This window comes from Bradyrhizobium sacchari (genome assembly GCF_002068095.1).
Taxonomy (GTDB): domain Bacteria; phylum Pseudomonadota; class Alphaproteobacteria; order Rhizobiales; family Xanthobacteraceae; genus Bradyrhizobium; species Bradyrhizobium sacchari.
This window is the reverse complement of the sequence record NZ_LWIG01000033.1, coordinates 29,839-51,643: the sequence shown is the minus strand read 5'-3', so window position 1 is coordinate 51,643 and position 21,805 is coordinate 29,839. Positions and strand designations below refer to the sequence as shown.

Below are 21,805 nucleotides of genomic sequence, written 5' to 3'. Positions count from 1 at the left end.
CACAGCGCGGGCCGAAGGCATGATCCGGAAACAGCCGGTTTTCCCCGCGACGCAAGCTTGAGCGCAGCGGCAAGACATGCTTCTCGAATGTCCGAAGACGATGGCGATCTCTTTATCTTAGCCATCAGCGGTCATGGGAGCGCGTAGCTCAGCCGGTAGAGCACGTGACTTTTAATCACGGGGTCCTGGGTTCGAGCCCCAGCGCGCTCACCACATTGGTCTTCATGCAGATTTTGCAATCCGGGATCCGCCTCACAAGCTTACCGATCGTCGTCCGCTCAGCAGGAGGCCGGCAAAGGGGATGGTGATGCGGAACGGATCGATTGGCAGCTTTACGGTTAAGGTTTGATCGTCGCTGTGATCCTGACCGCCTCGACGCTCTATACGGTCGCCATGTCGCTGCAATTTGTTACCGAGACTTTCTCTGGCGGCCCGGAGTTTTGGCTCAGAGTGGAGAAGAGCCTTTATCGGTTTGCGGATCAACCCGATCTCCCCCCGGAAAAGAAGGCGAAGATCGTCGCTGCGCTCAAAAAGATCCGCGAGAAGAACCAGCCCTATATCGACGCGCTTACCGGTAAAGAGTAAGGCCCGCCGGCGTGGAGCGACCCTCGCCGAATGATGTTTGCTGGAGGCGAGATCAATTCAGTGCGCGGCCAACGTCATTGCAGTTTCAAAGCACCCGCGGCTAGAGGCATCCCCGGCGCTCGCTGCGGGCATTGGGAACGTTTCCACGCGCGGGGACTCTTACAATCGCAATCGATCCTGTGTTGCTCGTGGATCGAACGATGGAAAAAGCGCTTGCCTATGCCATCTCGGCTCTCCTCGTGGCCTTCGGTGCCTGGATACTGATCGCTGGCCTTTCCTCCGGCTCACCCGCCCTATGGACCATCGTGGCGCTGGTCCCAATCACGATTGGAATCGTGAGCGCCTTTGGTCCGGTGTGAGCGATGGGGGAAAAGCGGGGATGGGTCAGCGCGTCTGCATTTTCCGAATCGGCGTTCCGTGGTCGCTCCGCACATACGTCGCGTGCAGGGATGTAGGCGTGAGCCAGTTTCTATCGATGCTGCTGTTGGTGGCCGCCGTCGTTCTGACCGTCTGCTTCGGAGTGGCGGCCTGGCGCCTCTCTGACGAGAAGGATCTCGACGTCACCGGCCAGATCGCGCGTCAGTCCTACGGATGGAAGGCAGCTCCGACCCGATAGCCATGCGCTCGCTCTCGGCATCAGCCGGCGGCCGCAGGGCCCTACATTCCGCCTTTGTGTCGCTCCAGCATCGCCAGCTCGACGTGCTTCGCGAGCACGGTCAGATGATCAGCCAGCCGATCAAACAGCTCGCGCTTGGCTTTGTCGGTCGCAAGATCGCGGATCAGTGCGCACTCGGCCGCGTCCGTGCGCAACTTCTCCAGCTGAGCCTGATAGTCTTTCATCGCTCACTGCCCGATTGCCACTTTTTCCCGATAATTCGACAGGGAAGCTACAGAGTCAATCCAGCTTGCGGAGGAGGACCTGGCCCCAAAACGCCGCGAGACAACACGCAAGAAAGGTGTAGGATTCGAGAAAATAGGAGGGAGCGGCATGTTTGAAATCAACGGCTTCGACACGGCGGGCGTCGTCAACCTCAAGCGGTTGTCGCTCGCGGCCGCCCTCAAGAAGGCCAGGGAACTGGTCGAGGACGGGTGCTGGGACGTTCAGGTCGTTGATCCCACGGGCCGGGTCTACACCTCATTTGAGGAGCAGGCCGCCTAACCGCTCCGCCTTCGCTCGGAAATCAGCCACCCCATCAGATCGCCGGCGCGGGCCGACAACGCAAAGGCTATCCGCCTCGGCCGACATTGGACGAGGCGCTGTTCAGCCAGCGCCGCGTTGCCTCATCGCTCCAGCCGGGAACCGCAAAGCGCGCCCGCGAAGTCACGTCCGCGCCGGAACCATCGGTCGCTGGGTGGCGCGGGTCATGCGCACGGGAGCGATACGCCGTCGCAGCGTTCGCAGCGGTGCACAGCACAAACATCAGACCCATGGCCAGGACAGACCGCATCGTACCAGCTCCTATCGGGCAACCGCCCGGGGCTGATGTCATGCGCCATTGATCCCGCCGCAACATCACGGGACATCACAGCTTGGCGATGGATGCGATGAACATCGCCGTCACTCAAGCGGAATGGTCTCGGCCTTCAGCTCTGTCCTGCCCTCAGCTTTCCGGCGCTGAAACCGTAGCCGGCACGGTCAGCGGAGCTCCTCCAACCGAAACAGGTCCGACGGGTTTCGACTCCTGAGTCAGCCGCTTGCGCATCGCCGCGGACAATCCATAGCGCGCGTGCGCCCTTCGAATGGAGGACGTGACGTCCGACATCATCGTATTTTGCAGCGAATCGACCTTTGCGATCAGTGTGGACAGCTGCGAGGAAATCTTCCTCACATCGACCCGCTCGTCGGTGATGCTCTGTCGCAGGGACAGGAGCACCAATGTATCCTGCTGCTGCAGAACTGCATTTTGCTGCACCAAGGCGTTGTTCTCCTGCAGCGAAGCCGTGTGTTGCTGCTGGGCCGACTGGATATCCTTCAAGGCGGCGATGACCGGATCCGGCTTTGGTGCGGACGATTCCGGACGGGGAAGCAGGTCGGCAAGCTTGCGGACATTCAGCGACGGAAGCTCGGACGGCAATGTGTAGATGGCCGCCGAACCGTTGATGGCGAGGGCGCATACCGACAACGCCAGGATCGATTTCCGGCTCGACCGCCTGGTCGGCACGGGAGCTTCCGGGGCTGCGGGTTCGGGTGACGCGGCGGCGGCGAGTGCGGCAGGGTCGAATTGTTCGACAAGGCCCTGCGCTTCGGATGTCGTGGTCATCTGCATTGACCTCATGAGCGAGCAAAAGGAAGCCGTCGCCGGAACGTCCTCGCGACGCCTCCTTTACGCAGCACCCATACACAACTGCCTAAAATTGTGGGCTTTTCTGATTAATTCCACGTTAGCGGCCAGACCGCTGACGGACCCTGCCACTCCGGCCGATTACGGGGAACGTGCAATGGGGAGTGCCCTATCCCCCATCCAGCACCTCGAACAACTCCTCCACCCGCTCGAACGGCGCATCGCGCATCGGGCTGTGATAGACGACGCGGTCGCCGTCGCGCTGGAGCGACTTTCCTCTCGACTTGCGCAACCGTCCCGGCAGGAAGGTCGCAGCCACCGCGCCGGGGCCGACGTCGAGGCGGATGATGCCGCGTCGCTTGCACTCGATCCTGAGCTTGACCGCGGCGAAGAAGTCGCGCGCGACCTTCGGCAAGGGTCCGAAACGACGGGAGGTTTCCTCCTCGAGGTCGTCGAGATCGTCCTCGTTGCTGCATCGTGCGGCGCGCGCATAGAGCTCCAGCCGCACGGGCTCGGACTGCACATAGGTCTCGGGGAGCATGTCCCCGACCGGCAGGTTGAGGTCGGGCACCCACACCGCGGCGCGCTCCTCGTCGACCTTCTCCGAGGCCATTTTCAAGAGATGGCTGTAGAGCACGGGCCCGAACACCTGAACATGGCCGGATTGCTGCTCCGAGAACAGATCGCCCGCGCCTCGCAGATCCAGGTCGCGCTCGCTGATGGCAAAGCCCGCCCCCGGCCGGCTGAACTCCTCGAGCACGGCGAGCCGCTTCTCGGACTGGCCGGACTCGGTCTCGGTCAGGAGATGGGCGAAGGCGCGGATGCCGCCGCGGCCGACCCGCCCGCGCAACTGATGAAGCTGGGCGAGGCCGAACTTTTCCGGCCAGCACACCACGATGGTGTTGGCACGGGGAATGTCGAGGCCGCTCTCGACGATGTTGGTTGCGAGCAGGACGTCGGCCCTGCCCTCGACGAAGCTCATCATGCGGTCATCGATCTCGTCTGCCGCCAGCCTGCCGTGCAGACAGACGATGCGAAGGTCGCCGGCCACCGCCTGCACCCGCGCCAGCATCGGATCGAGGTCCTGGATGCGCGGGCAGATCAGGAAGCTTTGCCCGTGCCGGCGTTGCTCGCGCAGCAATGCGGACGCAATGGCGGCATCCGATAGCGGCGCAATCCTGGTCGCGACCGGCAGCCGGTGCACCGGCGGTGAGGCGATCACGCTGAGGTCGCGGAATCCGGCAAGGCCCGCGGCGAGCGTCCGCGGGATCGGGGTCGCACTCATCATCAGCACGTGGACATTCTTCGCAAGGCCGGCGAGCTTTGCCTTCTCCGCCGCACCAAAATGCTGCTCCTCGTCGATGATGACGAGGCCGAGATCATCGAACTTCACGTCCTTCGCGGTGAGCGCCTGCGTCCCGACCACGAGCTTGATCCGGCCGCTGCGAAGGCCCTCCCTGGTCTCGCGCAGCACCGCGCCAGAGGTTGCCCGCGACAGGTTTCCGACCTCGATGCCGAACGGAGCAAAACGCTTCTGGAACGTCGCGACGTGCTGCCGGGCCAGCACCGTCGTCGGCACCGCGATCGCGACCTGCTTGCCGGACAGCACCACGGCGGCGGCCGCGCGCAGCGCCACCTCGGTCTTGCCAAATCCGACATCGCCGCAGACCACCCGGTCCATCGGGTGACCGGACGCAAGATCATCCAGCACGTCGTGGATCGCCTTGGCCTGGTCGATCGTGGTGAAATACGGGAAGCGCGCAACGAACTTCTCGTAGGCCGATCCCGGTGGCACCAGTTTGTCCGCATGCCGCCGGCGCCGCTGGCTGATGTGCTTGGCCAGCACCTTGCCGGCGATCTGGATTTCGCGTTCGGCGGAGGTGCGGCGCGCCCACCATGTGCTGCCGTCCGCCTTGTCGAGCGCGAGCTTGCCGAGCTCGGCCGCGTAAGGCCACATCATGGCGAGATCGGGCGGCGGCACCAGAACAGCGTTGTCGCCTGCGAACTTGAGACGGATCATCTCCCGCATGGCGCCGCCGCCGGTGTTGACGGTCTGCAAGCCGTCGAGCACGGCAAGGCCGCGCTGGAGATGAACGACCACCGTGCCCTGCTCCGGCACATCGGCATGGTCGAAGGCCGGGCTCCAGGCGCGCGCCATCGGCTGCGCATGATGCGCCCGGCTGCCGAGCACGTCGGACGCCGTCACGACGACCAGAGGCTTTTTTCCCGGCGCGACGAAACCCGCATCGAGATCGGCCAGCAACGCCGCCTCGCCACTTACACCGCGGCTCGCCTCGTCCCAATTCTCGCAGCGCGGCGCCTTGACGCCGCTCATCCGCTCCATCACGCGCAGATCGTCCTCCTGCGCTGCGACGAGGATCAGCCGGGAACCGGCGCGTCGCGTCTCCTCGACGAAGGCGCGCAGCGCCTTCCTTGCGGAAGTCAGCTTCGAGAACTCGGGCACGGCCTGGAACGAGGCCGTCCGCGGCAACACCTTCATGCCCCTGGAGAGCTGCTTCCAGTCGCGCCGTCCGAGATATTCGCGCTCTCGCTCTGCGCGCGGCGCGGCCTCCTCGATCGTATCAAGCCAGCCCTCGGCGTGCGCGGGGACCCCTGCATCGGCGATCCATCTGGCGCGTCCGCAATAGTCGAACAGGCTCGCGCGCTTGCCACCCTTGCCGGCAAAGCCGAGCCGCTCCGACATCGGATCGACCACGAGCTCCGTCGTCTCGAAGATGATGTCGTGCTCCTTCGGATCGAATGCCACGATCCGGTCGATCGTGCGCCCCGAATGCTCGATCCGGAACGGGCCGAGCGCGCCTGCGGGAAATATCTCGAAGGTCTGTCCATGAAACAGCGCCCCGCCCGGGTAGTCCGGCTCGTCGTCGAGATCGTAGCCCAGGGATTCAAGCTGGGCCTCGAGCTCTCGCTCGGAAAACCCGCCGCCCACCTTCAGGCTGATACTCAGGCGCAACAGGCTTGACGGCAGCGGCAGGCGCTCCATCACCGCCTCCGCCGTCGAGACGAGAAACAGTGGCTTCTTGGATCTTGCGAGGCGACGCAGCACGGAGGCTCTGCGCCCTGCGAGTTCGTGGGACGGCTCGAGCTGATCGAACGGCAAGGTGTTCAGCCGCGGAAACACCAGCACCTCGCAGGACGGATCGAACGCGTGAATGACGCTGCCCAGCCGCTCGGCCCTGCTCTCGTTCTCGGCGAGGAACACGATGCCGCTCGGACCGGACTGCTTCCATTGGGCGAGCAGATGGAGAGCCATCGCACCGAGGGGCGATGAAGACGAGATCGTCGCGCGCTGCGCCCCCTCGCGCTTCCTCGGCGATGCTTTCGTCTTGAGCGACGCCTTGGTCTTAAGCGTCGTGGCTTTGAGCGATGTCCTGGACTTGGGCGATATCCTGGTCCTTGGCGATGCCTTCTTTAACGAAGTCTTGGCCGCCCGCGCCTTCTTTGCAAGCCTCACGTGAATCCGTTTCTGGTCGTAAACCGCCGCCGACTGAACACGCGCCGTCCGCGTTTCGATTCGGCGACGCGCCGCCATGCATATGGGATTTGCCCGGCGAACGCACGCCTCGCGGCAACGTTCCGTGCCCTCGCACAGCGGAACCGAGCCTGTTCCAAAGCATCCACGCGCGGCGCAAGATCATGCCTCACGCGAGGCAAAAGCTGATGCGATCGGGCACACCCGGTCGCCAATGCGAAAAACCCCGGCGCTTGGACACCGGGGCGTTTCGTCGGAAAATGGTTTGGTCAATCAATGATGCCTTCATAGCAGCGAATGGGGCGAACGCTTGTGAACTGGTTCACAGGCCCTGTCATCGCCGGTGGGGCGGAACGGGCTACCGCAGAGCTCCGTTTGAGCGTTGCCACGCTGCGCGCTAGGATGCCTCCTTTTACGGAGGCTCATTTGAAACCATTCATTTTCATCGCCGCCATCGTGCTGCTTGCAGTCCCACCTACCCGCTCGCAGCCGCTGGTCGATCCCAGCAAGGTCGCTCCCGAATACCGCGAAGCCGCCGAGAAGCGCCGGGCCGAGCAGTTGCGGCAGCGCGAATGCGCGTTGAAGGCGGATCTCGAGAAAGTACTGCCCCGGGATCGCACCGCGTTTCTCAATCATTGCCTGGACGCGATGGCAGCCAAGCAATAGCGCACGCGTGGCGCGAGCCCTGCGGACATGCTCGCGCCTGCTACATCGGCCGCGGCAGACGACTTGAGCTCGCCAGAGCCCTTCAAGCTTTCTTCAGACATTTGCGATCAGCTGACGATCCACTTCCAACAGTCGATCGCGCATGGGCTCCGTCCAGATTCAGTGCACGCGCTGCAAGAACGTGTTCCGCGATCGCGCCGCGCGGTTGCAGGACGGCTATTCCCGGCAATGTCCGAGCTGCGAGGTGGTGCTGTTCTTCGCCGAGGATTCCCAGCACCCCTTCGTCAGGCGCGCGATGCGCAACGCGCGCAAGGCCCGCAAGGAGCTGCGCGAGGCCGAGGCGATGAGGCGCGCCGCGCCGGAGTCGCGCATGGCACGGTCGTTCGCCGGACGGACGCAATCGGCGGAGCGAGAGGACTAGCTCAGCTCCGCCGCCGCTTCCTCGGAAACAGGCGGTCGCGGATGTAGCGCGAGGTCGGCGTCAGGCGGATGCCGCGCGGCTTCTGCCAGGCGGCGCGGTCGATCTCCTTCTTGTCGCCGATCGCCAGCCTGCCCTTGGCGCCCTTGGCGATGAAGATTGCATCGCTCATCTTGCGTCCAGAGCGTTTGTTCCGGGCCTTCACTTCCTTCCAGAGGCTGATCCTGCCGAGCTTCAGCTTGGGCAGCTCCTCCTTGATCTCGCGCCGCAGGCAATCCTTCTCGGACTCGCGCGAGCGTTTGCGGCCGCCCGGGAACATCCACAGGCCGTCCGACCGGCGCCTGACCAACAATACCTTGCCGCGCTTGGCGGCAACCAGCTTGGAAGACTTCGCCATTTCTGCCGTAATCGAGAACAGAATCGGCCCGATCGTAACTTGTCTAGTTGGATAGACAAGTTCGAGGCGCCTCTTGATCACAGGTTGCGGGCCGCCGGATCGGGGCACTCCGAGAGCGCAGGATAGCACCGGTCGACGCGCGATATCAGCCTTCGCCGACCCTCGCCCCGGCTTCCGCCCGGTCCTCGGTCCTGATCCAGGCCATCATCATCTCCCATGCCACCGACAGGATGATCGGCCCGATGAACAGGCCGACGATGCCGTGGGCCAGCGTGCCGCCGATCACGCCGACGAAGATCACGATGGTCGGCGTGGTCAGGCCGCGCCCCATGACGAGCGGCTTCAGCATGGTGTCGATGAAGCCGACCAGGACGAGAAACACGGTGAGCACCAGCGCGGTGGTGACGTCCTTGGCGGTCCAGATCCAGATGATGACCGGCAGCAGCACGAGGAAGGCGCCGATCTGCACGATCGAGAGCAGCAGCACGATGAAGGCGAGCAGGCCCGCGCTCGGCACCGCCGCAAGCTTGAAGCCGATGCCGGCGAGCAGTGCCTGCACAATCGCGACGCCGATCACGCCCTGCGCCACGGCGCGGATGGTCGCGCCCGCGAGCCCCAGGAAATGCTCGCTCTGCTCGGGCACGATGCGAAACAGGAAGCCACGGCCGGCCGCGACCAGCCTCGGCCCATGCGGGAACAGGAAGCCGGCCACGAACACCGAGACCAGAAACTGCAGCGTGCCGACGCCGGCATCGCCCGCGAGTGACAACAGCGGCCCCGCCAGCGGCTGAAGATACGGCGCCACCTCGCGCAGCACGGCGCGGATGTTGGTGTAGGCCTGGTCCCAGAGATCATAGAACCAGGGGCCGACCAGCGGCCAGGATTTGAGCTGCTCCGGCGCCGACTGCAGCGCGAGGTCGCCGGTGCCGAGCTGGTGCGCCAGCTCGCGCACGCCGTCCACCGCGCTGATGCCGAGCCAGGTCGCGGGACCGATGACGATGCCGAGCGTGATGAGGGTGAGGATCGCCGCCGCAGTCTTGGGTCGACCGCCGAGGATCCTGGCGACCCAGCTGAAGGCCGGGTAGAACGCCACCGCGAGCACACCGCTCCAGGCCAGGATCGGCACGAAGGGACGGATGATCAGGAAGGTCCAGATGATCAGCAGGGCAAGCAGGCCGAGCCGGATCACCAGCTGAATGATGTCCTCTCCCGTGAGGAGCTGACGGAGGCTTTTCACGGGCACGACCTTGCTTGCGGCATCGACGCGGGTTCCGGCACTGGCACACCGGGGTTATTGCCAGCCCCGCATCAGCCGTCAAGACGACCAGGCCCATACCGCGCGCAAGGAAGGCTGCCGCTGCTCGCCATCCGGCGCGTGCCGCTGCGGATCGACCGCGACATGCGGCCGCAGCGGACCGGGGGCTGATCCTGGCGTTGCCAGCGACAGCAGCGCGGCCGTCAAGACGAGCCTCGTCTACACGATCTTCCCCCATTGACGCGCCCCTCAATCGAGGCGACCAAGGTGAAATCTAGCTGCCGGACCAAGCGCGCGCTTGGACGTACCGGCGAGGCGATTGGACTGACCGGCGCTGCGCGGACCGGGAAACTCCTGCAATGCCCGCGCCTGGGCCCGCTTTGGCTAACGGCGATTAACCGGATTTCCGCCGACCGGTTTACGCCGATGCAAAGGCCCGCTCCTACGCTATGCCGAGGTCCCAACAAGCATTGCGAGCAATGGCCAACAGCATCTGGACGATCGAAGAATTCACCTGCACCGGTTGCAGCATGAACTACACGGCGACGAGGGAAGAACACGCTGAGGCGCATGTCGGTCACTTCAGGTGCAGCATCTGCAGCAGCGTGGTGCACAGCTGGTCCGGCAAGCATCACTTCTTCGGCTGGCAGGCGGTGAAGACGAAACCGCCGGTGTTCGGACGCCGCTGGGCGGGCGTGGAGTGGTAGGCTGACGGCGCCGTTGCGGTCTGCACGAACGAAGACTTCTGCCGGTTTGCGGCGCGGGCTACACTCCCCTCCCCGCAACCGAATCCGACACGCAATGACCGCAGCTTTCGTTCCCCAGATCGCCCTCTACCGCAACTGGCTCGCCGAACGGCGCGGCCTGTCCTTCGCGAGCTACGAGGACATGCGGCAATGGTCGGTACGCGATCTCGACGGTTTCTGGCGCAGCATCTGGGACTATTACGATCTGCAATCGCCGAGGCCGTTCCAGACCGTGATCGCCGAGCGCAAGATGCCGGGCGCGGTCTGGTTTCCCGGCGCCCAGGTCAACTACGCCCGGCAGGTGTTCCGGCATGTCGAGGCGGCCGATGCCGCGGGCCTGCCCGCGATCGTCAGCAGCGGCGAGGATGGCGAGCTCAGGCAGACGAGCTGGCCGGAACTGCGGCGCAAGGCGGCAGCGCTCGCGCTGCATCTGATGGAGAAAGGCGTCGAGCCGGGCGATCGCGTTGCGGCCTATCTGCCCAACATCCCCGAGACCATCATCGGTTTTCTCGCCAGCGCCAGCATCGGCGCAGTCTGGAGCGTCTGCGCGCCCGACATGGCCGCGCCCGCCGTGATCGACCGCTTCAAGCAGATCGAGCCAAAGGTGCTGATCGCCTGTGACGCCGTGACCTATGCCGGGCGCCGGCATGACCGGCGCGACGTCGTTGCCGAGCTCCGGCGATCGCTCCCCACGGTCGAGCATGTCATCCTGCACAGTGAGACCGGCGCAGTCGCCGCACCCGACGCCTTGCTCGCCGCGATCACCGCAAGAGCCGGCGCGGCGATCGACGCATTCGAGCCGATGTGGCTGCCGTTCGATCATCCGCTCTGGATCGTCTATTCCAGCGGCACCACCGGCCTGCCGAAACCGATCGTGCACGGCCATGGCGGCATCATCATCGTCGTGCTGGCGCTGCTGGGGCTGCACAACGACATCGGCTGCTCCTATCACCCGAACTCGTTCGGCGAGCGCTATCACTGGTACTCTTCGACCGGCTGGATCATGTGGAACAGCCAGGTTGGCGGCCTGCTCGGCGGCACCACCTGCTGCATCTTCGACGGCAGCCCCGGCGGCGCAAAAGACAAGCCGGACTGGGCGACGCTGTGGCGCTTCGTGGCGCAGTCGAAAGCGACCTTCTTCGGCGCCGGCGCGGCGTTCTTCGCGAGCTGCGCCAAGGCCGAGATCGATCTTGCCGCCGCCGGCGATCTGTCGCGGCTGCGCTGCCTCGGCTCGACCGGCTCGCCACTGAGCGCCGACACGCAAGCCTGGTTCAACGCGCGCTTGGCGGGCCTGTCGAAGATCAACGGCAGCAAGGCGCAGGCCGACATCTGGTGGGCAAATATCTCCGGCGGCACCGATTTCGCAGGCGCCTTCATCGGGGGAAATCGCGAGCTGCCGCAGACGCCGGGCGCGATGCAATGCCGCCTGCTGGGTGCGGCTGTCGAAGCCTTCAGCGAACAGGGCCGCCCCGTCACGGACGAGGTCGGCGAGCTCGTCTGTACCGAGCCGATGCCGTCGATGCCGCTCTACTTCTGGAACGACAAGGACGGCGCGCGCTATCGCGCCAGCTATTTCGAGACCTATCCGGACAATTTCGACGGCAGCGGCCGCGGGCCGGTGTGGCGGCACGGCGACTGGCTCAAGGTCAATCCGGACGGCTCCTGCATCATCTATGGCCGCAGCGACGCCACCATCAACCGGCACGGCCTGCGCATGGGCACGAGCGAACTCTATTCGGCGATCGAGGCACTCCCGGAGGTGCTCGACAGTCTCGTCGTCGACCTCGAATATCTCGGCCGCGACAGCTACATGCCGCTGTTCGTGGTGCTGCGCGAGGGCACGGCGCTCGACGCCGGGATGCAGGCCAAGATCAACAAGGCGATCGAGGCCGGCCTGTCACGCCGCTTCCTGCCGAACGAGATCTTCGCCGTCGCCGAGATCCCGCGCACGCTGTCGGGCAAGAAGCAGGAGCTGCCGATCAAGAAGCTGCTGCTCGGCCAGCCCGTCGAGAAGGTCATCAACAAGGAGGCGATGGCCAACCCCGGCTGCCTCGACTGGTATCTCGCCTTCGCGCGCGACCATCTGGCGCGAGGCGCTGCGTAGCTTCGATCAGCCTCCGCCGAAATTGGATGGATCGAGATTCCTGTTCTCCGACGGCGGGATCGGCGGCCAGCCGGGAAATTTGTACCAGCCGGGCGGCACCGGCGCGTCCTCGGCCGGACGGACCACAATGGAGTGGTGCGCGCGGGCGTGGTGCGTAGGCGCTGCAGCGGCCGCCGCCGATGCCGACATCAAGAGGGTCATAATCGGGATAAACCGCATCGCACGGGCTCCAAACGTCCACCCGGGCTGACATGTGGTGCGGGAACCATGCCGTGCCCACGCATGGGCGGCGTCACGATCGGTCACAACGGCGGCACCGCGACATGCGGACGATCAGCCCAATTGCGCCGATGTCGTTTGCACTCCGTTCACCGATCGCCGCTAGATCGGGACGGATCCTCTGCGCCGAACACCTGACATGGCCGACCTCAACGCTGTCCTCGCCCGCCTCAACGACCGCCTGCTCCGTCTCGAGGGCGAGCTGTTCGTGCTGCGCTCGCTGGCGCGCGCGACGCTGACCGCGGGCGACGACCATGCCGAGCGCATGCGCAAGCTGGTCGAGGCCGCCAAGGTCGCGCTCGACGACGAGGCGCAGCGGCCCCTGGACAAGCCCACGCGAAAATATGTCGAGGCCGCGAGCGCCATGGTCGACGAGCTGCTGGTCGAACCGACCAAGGCCCGACCGCTGTTCACGGTGATCGACGGCGGCAAGTCCTAGCGACCGTACATGCGGGTCGTCCCGCGCCCCTCGCAAGACTTCACCTCGCTGAGCCGCGCTACGCCGCCGTGGAATTCGCCGCCTTCAGCCGGCTGAGGCCTGCTTCGATGATCGCGATCTCCTCGTCGATCTGGCCGATCGGCAGGCTAAAATCGTAGCCGGATCTGCTCTTCAGATCGACCGCGAGCCGCTGCCTGTGCATCATCAGCTCGTCGAGGCCACGGCGGTTCTTCAGCCGCACGTACGCGTCCACAATCTGCTCAATTGCGCTCGGCATCAAATCGGCCCCGGCGAAAAGGCCCGCGCGGCGCACCCACGCCGGCGGGACATTTTCGGTGTCGCGGTACGCAATACAAATCCGCGACGGATTCGTCGATACGACAAGCTGGTTGAGAACGTATTACCGCCAGATGATTTCTTGACGCGCGGCATGAAAAGGCCGCTGGCAATTACGCCAGCGGCCACAGCCGGGTTCGAAAATGGATCCGGATTCAAATGTCGCCAGCCCCGGTATGGCCATTCTAGCGGCGGGACGGATTCCTTCTGTTCGGAATGAAACACAGGAACTGTCGCATCCGTCGCTTGTCGACCAACCGTGGCCGTGCGGCAACGCTGGTCGGCGGACAGGAGGGTCGGCCGCGCAATAGCCGATTTCGTCGTGTCTTGCGCCCGGCACATTGTTGATAACCAGCCCGGACGTCCTCAATGTGGTGACACGGCGCCCGGACGTGTTATCGGGGGTATGACGCAGTTGCGAGACGGATCGGACCCCCATGCGCATTACCCTCGTCGGCTCCCGCCATTTCGGTGTGACCACCCTGAACATGCTCCGGGAGCACGGCGTCTCGATCGCACGGGTTGTCGTGGCCGACGCCGAGGATCGCCTGGCCGCGGCGGCCAAGGCGGCTGGCATCGAGGTCGTGGTGCAGGCCAATCCGAAGCTCGTGGTGGCCTCGGAGATCGCTCCTGACACCGATTTGATCATCACAGCGCATAGCCATGCCCGGATCGGCAAGGATGCGCTCGCCGCCGCCACGTATGGCGGGATCGGCTACCACCCCTCGCTGCTGCCGCGCCACCGCGGCAAGGCCGCCGTGGAATGGACCATCAAGGAAGGCGATCCGATCGCCGGCGGCACCATCTATCAGCTCGCCGACCGCATGGATGCCGGCGCCATCGCCGCGCAGGACTGGTGCTTCGTCAAGAAGGGCGAGACCGCCCGCGAGCTCTGGGAGCGTGCGCTCGCCCCGCTCGGGCTCAAATTGCTGGCCGACGTGATCGATTATATCAAGGTTCACAAGGCGCTGCCGTCCAAGATCCAGGACGAACAGTTCGCGACCTCGGCGCCGAGTCTCTCCTGACGTTTACCCTTAACGTCAGGCCGCATTGATTCTGCTTGAAAAATTGGGGCGAAAAACGCAAATAAACCCTTGTTCCCACAGGAACAATTTTCGATTTGGCATTGCAACAAATTTCCGTCACATTTCGTCCGAATAACGACAGCATCTCAGACATACTCAAGGACGGAATTCATGCGTTTGGCTCGCATCGCGGCGTTCTGTGCCGCTTCAGTTTTCACCGGCACCCTCGCCGCTCCCGCCTTCGCCCAGAGCCCCTATGACGGCAACTGGCAGGTCACCATCGTGACCAAGAGCGGCTCGTGCGAGCCGACCGCGAGCTCGATGCTGACGGTTGCCGACGGCAAGATCACCGCGCCCGGCGCTAACGTTTCCGGCACCATCGGCAGCGGGGGACTTGTGAAAGTTTCGATCAATGGTGCATATGCCAACGGTCAACTCAACGGCAACGCCGGATCGGGGAAGTGGAATGGAGCATCTGCAGGCATACCGTGCAGCGGGCGGTGGGAAGCATCGCGCCAATAAACCAATCGAGGCTCGCGCCCGGAATCGGCGGCTGCTGATGGCGGCCGCCGTTTTGTTTGTGGCGGGACTCGTCAATTCTGAAAGCAAGGCCCAGTCCGGCCCGTTCGCCCCGCTGGCAGGCACCTGGAGCGGCGGCGGCACCGTTACGCTGGATGACGGCTCGACCGAGCGGATCCGCTGCCGGGCCAAATACGCCCCGATCGGACCGACCATGGAGATGTCGCTGACCTGTGCCAGCGATGCCTACAAGTTCAACCTCGGCGCCAATGTGAGGGCTGAGGGTGGCGCCATCGCCGGAAGCTGGTCTGAGGCCAGCCGCAACATCTCCGGGTCGCTCCAGGGCCGTGGCGCCGGCGGCAATTACGAGCTGGTCGCCTCGACCGCCGGCTTCAACGCCAATATCTCGCTGAAGACAGCGGGCAACAAGCAGAGCGTCTCGATGCGCGCGGACAGCCAGTTCCGCGGCGCCAATATCTCGCTGTCGAAGTAAGACCAATAAGTGACGCGACAATCGACCCGGCGACCTCGCCGGGTCGATTTCGTTTATGAGACCGGCACGAACGCGGTGACCTCGATCTCGACCTTGGCCCGGTCGTCCACGAGCCCGCCGATATAGAGCAGCGTCGAAGGCGGGTAATTGCGTCCCAGCGTCTCCTTCCAGGCCGCGCCGATCCCGGCTCCGGCCGCCTCGTATTCGCTGCGACTGGTCAGGTACCAGGTCAGGCGGACGATGTGCTCGGGGCCCGCGCCGGCCTCGCCCAGCAGTTTGATGATCCGCTTCAGCGCAACTGCGACCTGCGCCGCCATGTCGGGTGCGTAATTGCCCGCCTCGTCGCCGCCGGTCTGCCCGGCGAGCACCACCCAACGGCCCGGCCCCTCGACCACGACGCCGTGTGAAAAGCCGCGCGGTTTTTTCCATTCGGCTGGCTGCAAGATGCGCATGAGCAAGATCTCCCGATTTTTCTCGTCGTTGGCCGAAGCCTTAACACGCCGCCCTGCATCGCTGCATCGGCAGATTTGGCCGTTGCAAACGGCGGCCATGTCGCCGATACCGGCTGTCCCTTCGCATTTCACCCTTCCACATCCGCCACAATGAGCACGACACCGTCCAAAACGATGGCTGCACTGTGGATGGCCGGCTGGCTGTCGCTGATGCTGATCATGGCGGTGGCCGGACGCGAAGCCACACGCGAGCTCAACGTCTTCGAGATCATGGAAATCCGATCGCTGGCGGGCTTCGTCCTGCTGGCGCCGATCATCTATCGCGCCGGCGGCTTCAGGGTGCTCAGGACATCACGCCTGCAACACCACGTGGCGCGCAATCTGGTGCACTATGTCGCCCAGCTCGGCTGGTTCTTCGCGCTGACGCTGATCCCGATCGGCCAGGTCGTGGCGATCGAGTTCACCATGCCGATCTGGACCGCAATTCTCGCAGCGAGCTTCCTCTCCGAGCGCATGACGCCGTGGAAGATCGCCGCCATCGTGCTCGGCCTCGTCGGTGTGATCGTGATCGTGCGGCCGGCCACCGGCGAGATCAATCCGGGCCAGCTCATCGCGCTCGGGGCCGCCATGGGATTTGGCGTGTCGATGGCGCTGGTGAAATCGCTGTCCCGCACCGAAAGCGCGCTGTCGATCCTGTTCTGGATGCTGGTGGTACAGTCGGTCGCGGGCTTCGCGCCGACGCTGCTGGTCTGGACCTGGCCGTCGGCCCATATGTGGGCCTGGGTCGGTGTGATCGCCGTCTGCGGCACGTTCTCGCACTACTGCCTCGCCAGCGCGATGCGCTATGCCGATGCGACGATCGTGGTGCCCATGGACTTCCTCCGGGTTCCACTGACGGCGACCGCAGGCTGGCTGCTGTATTCGGAGCGGCTCGACGCCTGGACCGTCCTCGGTGCGGCACTGATCCTGTGCGGCAATCTGCTGAATTTGAAGCCGGCGCCGGTTCCCGCTCGCGCGCAGTGAACCTCGCGCCGCCTCGCGCGACAAAACCGAGTGGCCGTGTGATTTGGATCACGTTGGAGAGCCCCTCCATCGTGCACATTCGGCCACACAGCAGCGGGTTGAACGCAACGGACCGCCGTTTTGGTGGCACGAAGTCGGGCACTTCGTGTAGGTTCGTTGCCAATTTGTTGCTGCCTGCAATTCGATTCTGGGGATTTCAGAATGCGCTATCTCACCCTCCTCGCCTCGCTGATGTGCGTGGCACTGTCGGTCAGTGCTGCGAAGGCCGACCGCCGCGTCGCCTTCGTCGTCGGCAACGGCTCCTACAAGAACGTCGCGCAATTGCCGAACCCGCCGATCGACGCCAAGGCGATGGCATCGACGCTGCGCAACGTCGGTTTCGAGGTGATCGAAGGGTCCAACCTCAGCCGCGACCAGATGACGGAGAAGCTGCTCGACTTCGGCCGCAAGGCGCAGGGCTCCGACATTGCGCTGTTCTATTATGCCGGCCACGGCATCGCCGTCGGCGGTACCAACTACCTGTTGCCCGTCGACGCCGACATCAAGACCGAGATGGACGTCAAGCTGGGCGCTGCCATCAACATCGACCTGACGCTCGAGCAGACCATGGGCGATGCCAAGGTCAAGCTCGTCTTCCTCGATGCCTGCCGCGACAATCCGTTCGCCGCGAAGATCAAGTCGAACTCGGCGACCCGCAGCGTCAACGTTCAGAGCGGTCTTGCCGAGATGAAATCCGGCGAGGGCACGCTGATCGCGTTCGCAACCGGCCCGGGCCAGACCGCGCTCGACGGCCAGGAAGGCAACAACAGCCCGTTCACCCGTGCGCTGATCGACAACATCACCAGGCCCGGCGTCGAGATCCAGCAGGCGATGACCTCGGTCCGCGCCCAGGTCAACGAAGAGACCCACAAGGGCCAGCTGCCCTGGGGCCATACCAACCTGATCGGCGCCGTGTATCTCAACCAGGCTCCCACGACGCAGGTTGCCAACGCGGCGCCGACAGCGGCTGGTAGCGCTCCTGCGGCGACCGCCGGCAGCTCGGATGGCGTCGAGCTCGAATACTGGCGTTCGGTGAAGGAATCGAACAAGCCGGAGGAGCTCAACGCCTACCTCACCGCCTATCCCAACGGCCAGTTCAAGGCGTTGGCGCTGGCGCGGCTTGCCGCGATCAAGAGCGGACCGTCGACGACGACCCGCACCCTCAATGCCGGGGTCGATCCCGCAGCCTTCACCGATGAGGCCTCTCAGCTCACCGAGGACCAGATCGGCCTCGACAAGAACCAGCGCCGCGACGTGCAGCGCCGCCTCACCGGGCTCGGCTTCGACACCAAGCAGACCGGCGTCTTCAGCGACGAGACCCGCGCGGTGCTCAAGCGCTGGCAGGCCGCGCGCGGCTATCCCTCGTCAGGCTACCTCAACAAGCCCCAGCACAAGGCCCTGCTCTCCGAGGTCGTGGCCGCACCGCCGACCGCGAGCGACAGCAGCCAGAAGGCCGCCAGGCGTGCCAGCGCCCCCGCAGCCAGCAGCGCGCCGGCGCCGGCTCCCCAGCAACGCAGCAGCCCGGGCGATGCGGCCGGTGCGGCCTTCGTCGGCGGCGTCGTGGGCGGCATGATGGGTGGCATGTTCCGCCGCTGAGACGGGATCACACTCCTAGACAAAAGCCCGGCTCACGCCGGGCTTTTTCATTGGTGCGGACAGTGTCGCAGCGTACTCGCAATGACGAGATGGGGATACCGATGCAAGCACAGGAACGTCCCGGCCTGCGGACCGCGCCTACTTCCCCGCCGCCTTTCGCAGCGCCTCATTGATGCGATCCTGCCAGCCTGGGCCGCCCTCCTGGAAGAACTCCAGCACGTCCTGGTCGATGCGCAGCGTGACCTGCTCCTTGATCCCGGGAACGGCGGTCTGCTTGGGCGGCGGCGCGGCGACCTTCGCCGTCACCTTCTTGAACGCCGCCTCGGCTTCGGTCCTGGCATCGCCAAGTGTGCGTGGCCGCCTAGGTTGATCCGCCATGCGCTAGATTCCTTCAAACAGGGCCGTCGAAAGATACCGTTCCGAGAAGGACGGCACGATCGCCAAAATGGTCTTTCCCGCAGCTTCCGGCCGCTTGCCGATCTGGAGGGCTGCTGCGATCGCCGCGCCCGAGGAGATGCCGCCCGGAATGCCCTCATGCCGGGCCAGCGCGCGCGAGGTCTCGATCGCGGTGGTCGAATTGATCTTCACGATCTCATCGATCACCGAGCGGTCGAGGATGTCAGGCACGAAGCCGGCGCCGATGCCCTGGATCTTGTGCGGCGTGTGCTGGCCGCCCGACAGCACCGGGCTCTCCTCCGGCTCGACGGCGATCACCCGCAACGATGGCTTGCGCGGCTTGAGCACCTGGCCGACGCCTGTGATCGTGCCGCCGGTGCCGACGCCGGCGACGAAGAAGTCGATATTGCCGGAGGTGTCGTTCCAGATCTCCTCGGCCGTGGTGCGGCGGTGGACTTCCGGATTGGCGAGGTTCTTGAACTGCTGCGGCATCACCGAGTTCGGCGTCGTCTTCAGAAGCTCCTCGGCGGCGGCGATCGCGCCCTTCATGCCTTGCGCGGCCGGTGTCAGCACCAGCTCTGCGCCGAGAAAGGCCAGCATCTTGCGCCGCTCGATCGACATGGATTCCGGCATCACCAGCTTGAGCCGGTAACCGCGCGAAGCCGCCACAAAGGCGAGTGCAATGCCGGTATTGCCCGAGGTCGGCTCGATCAGTACGGTGTCGGGCTTGATGATGCCGGCCTTCTCCATCGCGATGATCATGGCCGCACCGATACGGTCCTTCACGCTCGCGGCCGGATTGAAATATTCGAGTTTTGCCAAAATCGTCGCATTCACCCCGTGCTGGCCCGGCAGGCGGCGCAGGCGCACGATCGGCGTGTCGCCAAAAGCCTCGACGATTGAATCGTAGATCCGGCCGCGGCCGGCTTGGTGCGCTGCACCCGTTTTGGACGATGCGTCCATCGTGAACTCCCTTTGGCGGCAATTTGGACCGCTGCCGCAGCTGTTCCGCAGTTACAGACAGCTTGCGGCGACACGCAAGCGGCAATCGCGTGACCCGGCCGGCCCCTGTTGCGCCCCATTTGCTGGAGGCCGGAGTTTACCGCCCTGTCCGTCGCCGTTGTCAATCTGTTCACGATTGCCATGCTGAACTGCCAGACCAGCGTCCAGTTTTCCGATCATCGCTTGTGCTTTAGCCAATTAACCCTCCCGACAGGCGACGTCCGTTGCGGGCGGCGGGAGCGCAGAGAACGCCTGATGTATCAACGGCTCGCCTTCATCGATACCCTGCGCGGCATCGCCGTCCTGTCGGTGGTGGTTCAGCACGCACTTGAGGTGATCGTGCGAGAGCACCCGACCGGCGCCTATCATTCGATCATTCACGACGCGATCGGCTACTACATGAATTTCGGCCGGTTCGGTGTCGTTCTGTTCTTCTTCGTCAGCGGCTTCGTCATTCCCTTCAGTTTTCCGGCCAGCGCGTTTCCCGTGAACGACTTCGCGGTCGGCCGCTTCTTCCGCCTCTATCCCGCCTACTGGACCTCGATCGCGATCGGGCTCGTCACGATGCAGGCGGTGGAGTCCAAAACCTATCCGCTGGCGCAGATCGTCGCCAACGTCACCATGCTCCAGAGCTTCCTGGAGGTCCGTCACCTCTGGGACTTCTACTGGACGCTGACCATCGAGCTGCTGTTCTACGTCGTCTGCATCATTCTCTTCGCGGCAGGACTGCTGACCCGGCGCCTCACCGCCGTTGCGATCGTCGTTGCGACCGCGCTGGCCGGGACGGCGGTGGTAGTCCTGGTCGAGGAACGGGCGGCCTGGGTGATGATGGAGATCGGGCTGAACCTTTCGGCGATGTTCCTCGGCAAGATCATCCGCGACACCGTCGTCGGCGGAACGCTGCGATGGCGGCATGTGGCCCTCTGCACGGCGCTTTACGCCGTCTTCGCGATCGCGCTGGCCAGCAGGCGCTATGGCGGGGCGTACGAGGACAACTTCTTCTACAGCTATTCGATCGGGGCCGCTTATGTCTGCGCGGCGCTCGTCTTCATCGTGTTTGCCGCCTTCGGTGAGCGGATGGCTTGGCGTCAGCTCGCGTTCGTCGGCCTCATCAGCTACTCGGTCTACCTGATGTCGCCGTTCGCAATGGTCTGGGTTCATCGTTACGCCTGGCCTGGCGACGGGCCGCTGGCCTGGCTCGTCTTCGTCGCCGAGGTCGTGACGTCGTCGATCCTTGTCAGCTGGATGACATACACCCTGGTCGAGAAACCCTGGATTTCGTTCGCACGCAGGCTCCGCACAGACTGCAGCAAGTCGGTCGCCCTCGAGCCAGCTCTCGGCCGCCAGGGTGCGGCGCAGTAATTGAACGTCATGACCCGTGAAGCTTGGTGACCTATCGCAATGCACACGGCCTGTTTGCGCTGCGATACCGAGACCGCGAACAGGTCAGCTGTCACGTCGTGGTGACGGCAATTTTATAAAAGCCAGCGCGTTTGTGTTGCGACCTCGTCAAGTACTTCTGCTTATGTTAGACTTACGTCTCAAAGCAGGGAGGTCACCACGATGTCAGCAGTTGCTGAAGTGTTGTCGACCGTCGCGCAAAACCGCGATCCGCGTTGCAGCGAGTTGCCCACCTGTCCCGTCTGTGCCGACTCCATGGTCGCCGCCGAAGCTTCCGCCTACGTCTCGGACCACATGATCAGCTATCTCTGGACCTGCGACAATTGCGGCTACGGCTTCGTGACCAAGCATGCCGTCAGGCAGCGGATCGTCTGCAATTGACGTTGGTCAGCGCGGGGCGATATCTCCCCTCGCCCAGTCCTCGCGCGTACGCTGATAGAACTCATCGAACGTTCCGTGTGCGACCGCGTCCCTGATGCCCTGCATCAGGGACTGGTAGTATGCGATATTGATCTCGGACAACAACATCGCCCCCAGCGTCTCGCCCGCCTTGACGAGATGATGAAGATAGGCGCGCGCGCAGTTGCGCGTCGACGGCCATGAGCTCTCTTCGTCGAGCGGGCGCGGGTCGTCGGCGTGGCGCGCGTTGCGCAGATTCACCTGACCGAAGCGCGTGAAGGCCACGCCATGCCGGCCATTGCGCGTCGGCATCACGCAATCGAACATGTCGATGCCGCGCTTCACCGCTTCGAGGATGTCGTCGGGCGTGCCGACGCCCATGAGATAACGTGGCCGCTCCTTCGGCAGCATCGGCGCGGTCTCGTCGATCATGGCCAGCATCACTTCCTGCGGCTCGCCC

Annotated in this window: 27 protein-coding genes and 1 tRNA gene; 17 read left to right on the top strand and 11 right to left on the bottom strand. The window is 64.5% G+C overall.

Features of this window, described 5'->3' with window-relative positions; genetic code table 11:
• Nucleotides 1-137: 137 nt before the first annotated feature.
• From A5906_RS28280 to A5906_RS42690, 4 genes are all read left to right on the top strand, one after another.
• Nucleotides 138-213: transfer RNA gene (locus A5906_RS28280), tRNA-Lys, on the top strand.
• Nucleotides 214-357: 144 nt separating this feature from the next.
• On the top strand, nt 358-585 hold the full coding sequence (locus A5906_RS28275; RefSeq protein WP_136615536.1) for a hypothetical protein: 228 nt from the start codon (nt 358-360) through the stop codon (nt 583-585).
• Nucleotides 586-785: 200 nt separating this feature from the next.
• Nucleotides 786-944 carry a hypothetical protein gene (locus A5906_RS43255; RefSeq protein WP_167523403.1) on the top strand — a complete coding sequence of 53 codons (159 nt, stop codon included), beginning with the start codon at nt 786-788 and terminating at the stop codon, nt 942-944.
• A gap of 98 nt (nt 945-1,042) precedes the next feature.
• On the top strand, nt 1,043-1,201 hold the full coding sequence (locus A5906_RS42690) for a hypothetical protein (RefSeq protein WP_161495442.1): 159 nt from the start codon (nt 1,043-1,045) through the stop codon (nt 1,199-1,201).
• A gap of 41 nt (nt 1,202-1,242) precedes the next feature.
• Here the strand turns inward: A5906_RS42690 and A5906_RS28265 are convergent, their stop codons facing one another.
• Complete coding sequence (locus tag A5906_RS28265) at nt 1,243-1,425, bottom strand: hypothetical protein (protein ID WP_080138505.1); 183 nt, start codon at nt 1,423-1,425, stop codon at nt 1,243-1,245.
• A 148-nt stretch (nt 1,426-1,573) separates the two neighbouring features.
• Here A5906_RS28265 and A5906_RS43250 point away from each other — a divergent pair, with 148 nt between their 5' ends.
• Nucleotides 1,574-1,744, top strand: coding sequence for a hypothetical protein (locus A5906_RS43250; RefSeq protein ID WP_167523402.1), 171 nt, complete (start codon nt 1,574-1,576; stop codon nt 1,742-1,744).
• A gap of 442 nt (nt 1,745-2,186) precedes the next feature.
• Here the strand turns inward: A5906_RS43250 and A5906_RS28255 are convergent, their stop codons facing one another.
• Both A5906_RS28255 and A5906_RS28250 read right to left on the bottom strand, forming a co-directional pair.
• Nucleotides 2,187-2,852, bottom strand: a complete 666-nt coding sequence (locus A5906_RS28255) for a hypothetical protein (protein ID WP_080138503.1) — start codon at nt 2,850-2,852, stop codon at nt 2,187-2,189.
• A gap of 184 nt (nt 2,853-3,036) precedes the next feature.
• Nucleotides 3,037-6,420: a DEAD/DEAH box helicase gene (locus A5906_RS28250; protein WP_430642420.1), complete on the bottom strand. Its 3,384-nt coding sequence runs from the start codon at nt 6,418-6,420 to the stop codon at nt 3,037-3,039.
• Nucleotides 6,421-6,786: 366 nt separating this feature from the next.
• Here A5906_RS28250 and A5906_RS28245 point away from each other — a divergent pair, with 366 nt between their 5' ends.
• Nucleotides 6,787-7,026, top strand: coding sequence for a hypothetical protein (locus A5906_RS28245; RefSeq protein ID WP_080138501.1), 240 nt, complete (start codon nt 6,787-6,789; stop codon nt 7,024-7,026).
• A gap of 142 nt (nt 7,027-7,168) precedes the next feature.
• A complete protein-coding gene (locus tag A5906_RS28240; protein WP_080138500.1) occupies nt 7,169-7,447 on the top strand; it encodes a hypothetical protein in 279 nt (92 codons plus the stop codon).
• A 1-nt stretch (nt 7,448) separates the two neighbouring features.
• Here the strand turns inward: A5906_RS28240 and A5906_RS28235 are convergent, their stop codons facing one another.
• Nucleotides 7,449-7,841, bottom strand: coding sequence for an NUDIX hydrolase (locus tag A5906_RS28235; RefSeq protein ID WP_186465131.1), 393 nt, complete (start codon nt 7,839-7,841; stop codon nt 7,449-7,451).
• Between the two features lie 145 nt (nt 7,842-7,986).
• Nucleotides 7,987-9,084 (bottom strand): AI-2E family transporter, encoded by a 1,098-nt coding sequence (locus A5906_RS28230; RefSeq protein WP_080138499.1) that lies wholly within the window; start codon nt 9,082-9,084, stop codon nt 7,987-7,989.
• Between the two features lie 491 nt (nt 9,085-9,575).
• Here A5906_RS28230 and A5906_RS28225 point away from each other — a divergent pair, with 491 nt between their 5' ends.
• Nucleotides 9,576-9,803: a hypothetical protein gene (locus tag A5906_RS28225; RefSeq protein ID WP_080138498.1), complete on the top strand. Its 228-nt coding sequence runs from the start codon at nt 9,576-9,578 to the stop codon at nt 9,801-9,803.
• Between the two features lie 94 nt (nt 9,804-9,897).
• Entirely contained in the window at nt 9,898-11,946 is a 2,049-nt protein-coding gene (locus tag A5906_RS28220) for an acetoacetate--CoA ligase (RefSeq protein WP_080138497.1), read from the top strand.
• A 6-nt stretch (nt 11,947-11,952) separates the two neighbouring features.
• Here A5906_RS28220 and A5906_RS28215 read toward each other — a convergent pair whose 3' ends face one another.
• The gene (locus A5906_RS28215) at nt 11,953-12,165 is read right to left on the bottom strand and encodes a hypothetical protein (RefSeq protein WP_080138496.1); all 213 of its coding nucleotides are present in this window, start codon (nt 12,163-12,165) and stop codon (nt 11,953-11,955) included.
• Between the two features lie 199 nt (nt 12,166-12,364).
• On the opposite strand from A5906_RS28215, the gene A5906_RS28210 reads away from it, so the two are divergent.
• On the top strand, nt 12,365-12,664 hold the full coding sequence (locus A5906_RS28210) for a hypothetical protein (RefSeq protein ID WP_080138495.1): 300 nt from the start codon (nt 12,365-12,367) through the stop codon (nt 12,662-12,664).
• 58 nt (nt 12,665-12,722) lie between these two features.
• Here the strand turns inward: A5906_RS28210 and A5906_RS28205 are convergent, their stop codons facing one another.
• Complete coding sequence (locus tag A5906_RS28205) at nt 12,723-12,941, bottom strand: hypothetical protein (protein WP_080138809.1); 219 nt, start codon at nt 12,939-12,941, stop codon at nt 12,723-12,725.
• A 496-nt stretch (nt 12,942-13,437) separates the two neighbouring features.
• Between A5906_RS28205 and A5906_RS28200 the strand changes: the two genes are divergently transcribed.
• From A5906_RS28200 to A5906_RS28190, 3 genes are all read left to right on the top strand, one after another.
• Nucleotides 13,438-14,025 carry a formyltransferase family protein gene (locus A5906_RS28200; protein ID WP_080138494.1) on the top strand — a complete coding sequence of 196 codons (588 nt, stop codon included), beginning with the start codon at nt 13,438-13,440 and terminating at the stop codon, nt 14,023-14,025.
• A gap of 171 nt (nt 14,026-14,196) precedes the next feature.
• Nucleotides 14,197-14,547, top strand: a complete 351-nt coding sequence (locus A5906_RS28195; RefSeq protein WP_080138493.1) for a hypothetical protein — start codon at nt 14,197-14,199, stop codon at nt 14,545-14,547.
• The gene (locus tag A5906_RS28190; protein ID WP_080138492.1) at nt 14,492-15,037 is read left to right on the top strand and encodes a hypothetical protein; all 546 of its coding nucleotides are present in this window, start codon (nt 14,492-14,494) and stop codon (nt 15,035-15,037) included. Before A5906_RS28195 ends, A5906_RS28190 begins: the two co-directional genes overlap by 56 nt.
• A gap of 53 nt (nt 15,038-15,090) precedes the next feature.
• On the opposite strand, the gene A5906_RS28185 is transcribed toward A5906_RS28190, so the two are convergent.
• Nucleotides 15,091-15,489, bottom strand: coding sequence for a RidA family protein (locus A5906_RS28185; RefSeq protein WP_080138808.1), 399 nt, complete (start codon nt 15,487-15,489; stop codon nt 15,091-15,093).
• A gap of 150 nt (nt 15,490-15,639) precedes the next feature.
• Here A5906_RS28185 and A5906_RS28180 point away from each other — a divergent pair, with 150 nt between their 5' ends.
• Together A5906_RS28180 and A5906_RS28175 are read left to right on the top strand one after the other, a co-directional pair.
• On the top strand, nt 15,640-16,512 hold the full coding sequence (locus A5906_RS28180) for a DMT family transporter (RefSeq protein ID WP_080138491.1): 873 nt from the start codon (nt 15,640-15,642) through the stop codon (nt 16,510-16,512).
• Nucleotides 16,513-16,713: 201 nt separating this feature from the next.
• Nucleotides 16,714-18,147: a caspase family protein gene (locus A5906_RS28175; protein WP_080138490.1), complete on the top strand. Its 1,434-nt coding sequence runs from the start codon at nt 16,714-16,716 to the stop codon at nt 18,145-18,147.
• 138 nt (nt 18,148-18,285) lie between these two features.
• Here A5906_RS28175 and A5906_RS28170 read toward each other — a convergent pair whose 3' ends face one another.
• Together A5906_RS28170 and cysK are read right to left on the bottom strand one after the other, a co-directional pair.
• Entirely contained in the window at nt 18,286-18,525 is a 240-nt protein-coding gene (locus A5906_RS28170; protein ID WP_080138489.1) for a BrnA antitoxin family protein, read from the bottom strand.
• Between the two features lie 3 nt (nt 18,526-18,528).
• Nucleotides 18,529-19,506 (bottom strand): cysteine synthase A, encoded by a 978-nt coding sequence (gene cysK / locus A5906_RS28165; protein WP_080138488.1) that lies wholly within the window; start codon nt 19,504-19,506, stop codon nt 18,529-18,531.
• 294 nt (nt 19,507-19,800) lie between these two features.
• Between cysK and A5906_RS28160 the strand changes: the two genes are divergently transcribed.
• Together A5906_RS28160 and A5906_RS28155 are read left to right on the top strand one after the other, a co-directional pair.
• Nucleotides 19,801-20,907 (top strand): acyltransferase family protein, encoded by a 1,107-nt coding sequence (locus tag A5906_RS28160; RefSeq protein WP_080138487.1) that lies wholly within the window; start codon nt 19,801-19,803, stop codon nt 20,905-20,907.
• Nucleotides 20,908-21,108: 201 nt separating this feature from the next.
• A complete protein-coding gene (locus tag A5906_RS28155) occupies nt 21,109-21,327 on the top strand; it encodes a hypothetical protein (RefSeq protein ID WP_080138486.1) in 219 nt (72 codons plus the stop codon).
• Between the two features lie 6 nt (nt 21,328-21,333).
• On the opposite strand, the gene A5906_RS45200 is transcribed toward A5906_RS28155, so the two are convergent.
• Nucleotides 21,334-21,805, bottom strand: a 472-nt coding sequence (locus A5906_RS45200; protein WP_245326948.1) for a tRNA-ribosyltransferase family protein, incomplete at its 5' end; no start/stop codon positions are given.

Excerpts from the sequence above, each read along its gene's own strand:
- A5906_RS43255 (WP_167523403.1), top strand. The coding sequence starts at position 786 with ATGGAAAAAGCGCTTGCCTATGCCATCTCGGCTCTCCTCGTGGCCTTC.
- A5906_RS28265 (WP_080138505.1), bottom strand. The coding sequence starts at position 1,425 with ATGAAAGACTATCAGGCTCAGCTGGAGAAGTTGCGCACGGACGCGGCC.
- A5906_RS43250 (WP_167523402.1), top strand. The coding sequence starts at position 1,574 with ATGTTTGAAATCAACGGCTTCGACACGGCGGGCGTCGTCAACCTCAAG.
- A5906_RS28255 (WP_080138503.1), bottom strand. The coding sequence starts at position 2,852 with ATGCAGATGACCACGACATCCGAAGCGCAGGGCCTTGTCGAACAATTC.
- A5906_RS28250 (WP_430642420.1), bottom strand. The coding sequence starts at position 6,420 with ATGGCGGCGCGTCGCCGAATCGAAACGCGGACGGCGCGTGTTCAGTCG.
- A5906_RS28240 (WP_080138500.1), top strand. The coding sequence starts at position 7,169 with ATGGGCTCCGTCCAGATTCAGTGCACGCGCTGCAAGAACGTGTTCCGC.
- A5906_RS28235 (WP_186465131.1), bottom strand. The coding sequence starts at position 7,841 with ATGGCGAAGTCTTCCAAGCTGGTTGCCGCCAAGCGCGGCAAGGTATTG.
- A5906_RS28225 (WP_080138498.1), top strand. The coding sequence starts at position 9,576 with ATGGCCAACAGCATCTGGACGATCGAAGAATTCACCTGCACCGGTTGC.
- A5906_RS28220 (WP_080138497.1), top strand. The coding sequence starts at position 9,898 with ATGACCGCAGCTTTCGTTCCCCAGATCGCCCTCTACCGCAACTGGCTC.
- A5906_RS28215 (WP_080138496.1), bottom strand. The coding sequence starts at position 12,165 with ATGCGGTTTATCCCGATTATGACCCTCTTGATGTCGGCATCGGCGGCG.
- A5906_RS28210 (WP_080138495.1), top strand. The coding sequence starts at position 12,365 with ATGGCCGACCTCAACGCTGTCCTCGCCCGCCTCAACGACCGCCTGCTC.
- A5906_RS28205 (WP_080138809.1), bottom strand. The coding sequence starts at position 12,941 with ATGCCGAGCGCAATTGAGCAGATTGTGGACGCGTACGTGCGGCTGAAG.
- A5906_RS28200 (WP_080138494.1), top strand. The coding sequence starts at position 13,438 with ATGCGCATTACCCTCGTCGGCTCCCGCCATTTCGGTGTGACCACCCTG.
- A5906_RS28195 (WP_080138493.1), top strand. The coding sequence starts at position 14,197 with ATGCGTTTGGCTCGCATCGCGGCGTTCTGTGCCGCTTCAGTTTTCACC.
- A5906_RS28190 (WP_080138492.1), top strand. The coding sequence starts at position 14,492 with ATGGAGCATCTGCAGGCATACCGTGCAGCGGGCGGTGGGAAGCATCGC.
- A5906_RS28185 (WP_080138808.1), bottom strand. The coding sequence starts at position 15,489 with ATGCGCATCTTGCAGCCAGCCGAATGGAAAAAACCGCGCGGCTTTTCA.
- A5906_RS28180 (WP_080138491.1), top strand. The coding sequence starts at position 15,640 with ATGAGCACGACACCGTCCAAAACGATGGCTGCACTGTGGATGGCCGGC.
- A5906_RS28175 (WP_080138490.1), top strand. The coding sequence starts at position 16,714 with ATGCGCTATCTCACCCTCCTCGCCTCGCTGATGTGCGTGGCACTGTCG.
- A5906_RS28170 (WP_080138489.1), bottom strand. The coding sequence starts at position 18,525 with ATGGCGGATCAACCTAGGCGGCCACGCACACTTGGCGATGCCAGGACC.
- cysK (WP_080138488.1), bottom strand. The coding sequence starts at position 19,506 with ATGGACGCATCGTCCAAAACGGGTGCAGCGCACCAAGCCGGCCGCGGC.
- A5906_RS28160 (WP_080138487.1), top strand. The coding sequence starts at position 19,801 with ATGTATCAACGGCTCGCCTTCATCGATACCCTGCGCGGCATCGCCGTC.
- A5906_RS28155 (WP_080138486.1), top strand. The coding sequence starts at position 21,109 with ATGTCAGCAGTTGCTGAAGTGTTGTCGACCGTCGCGCAAAACCGCGAT.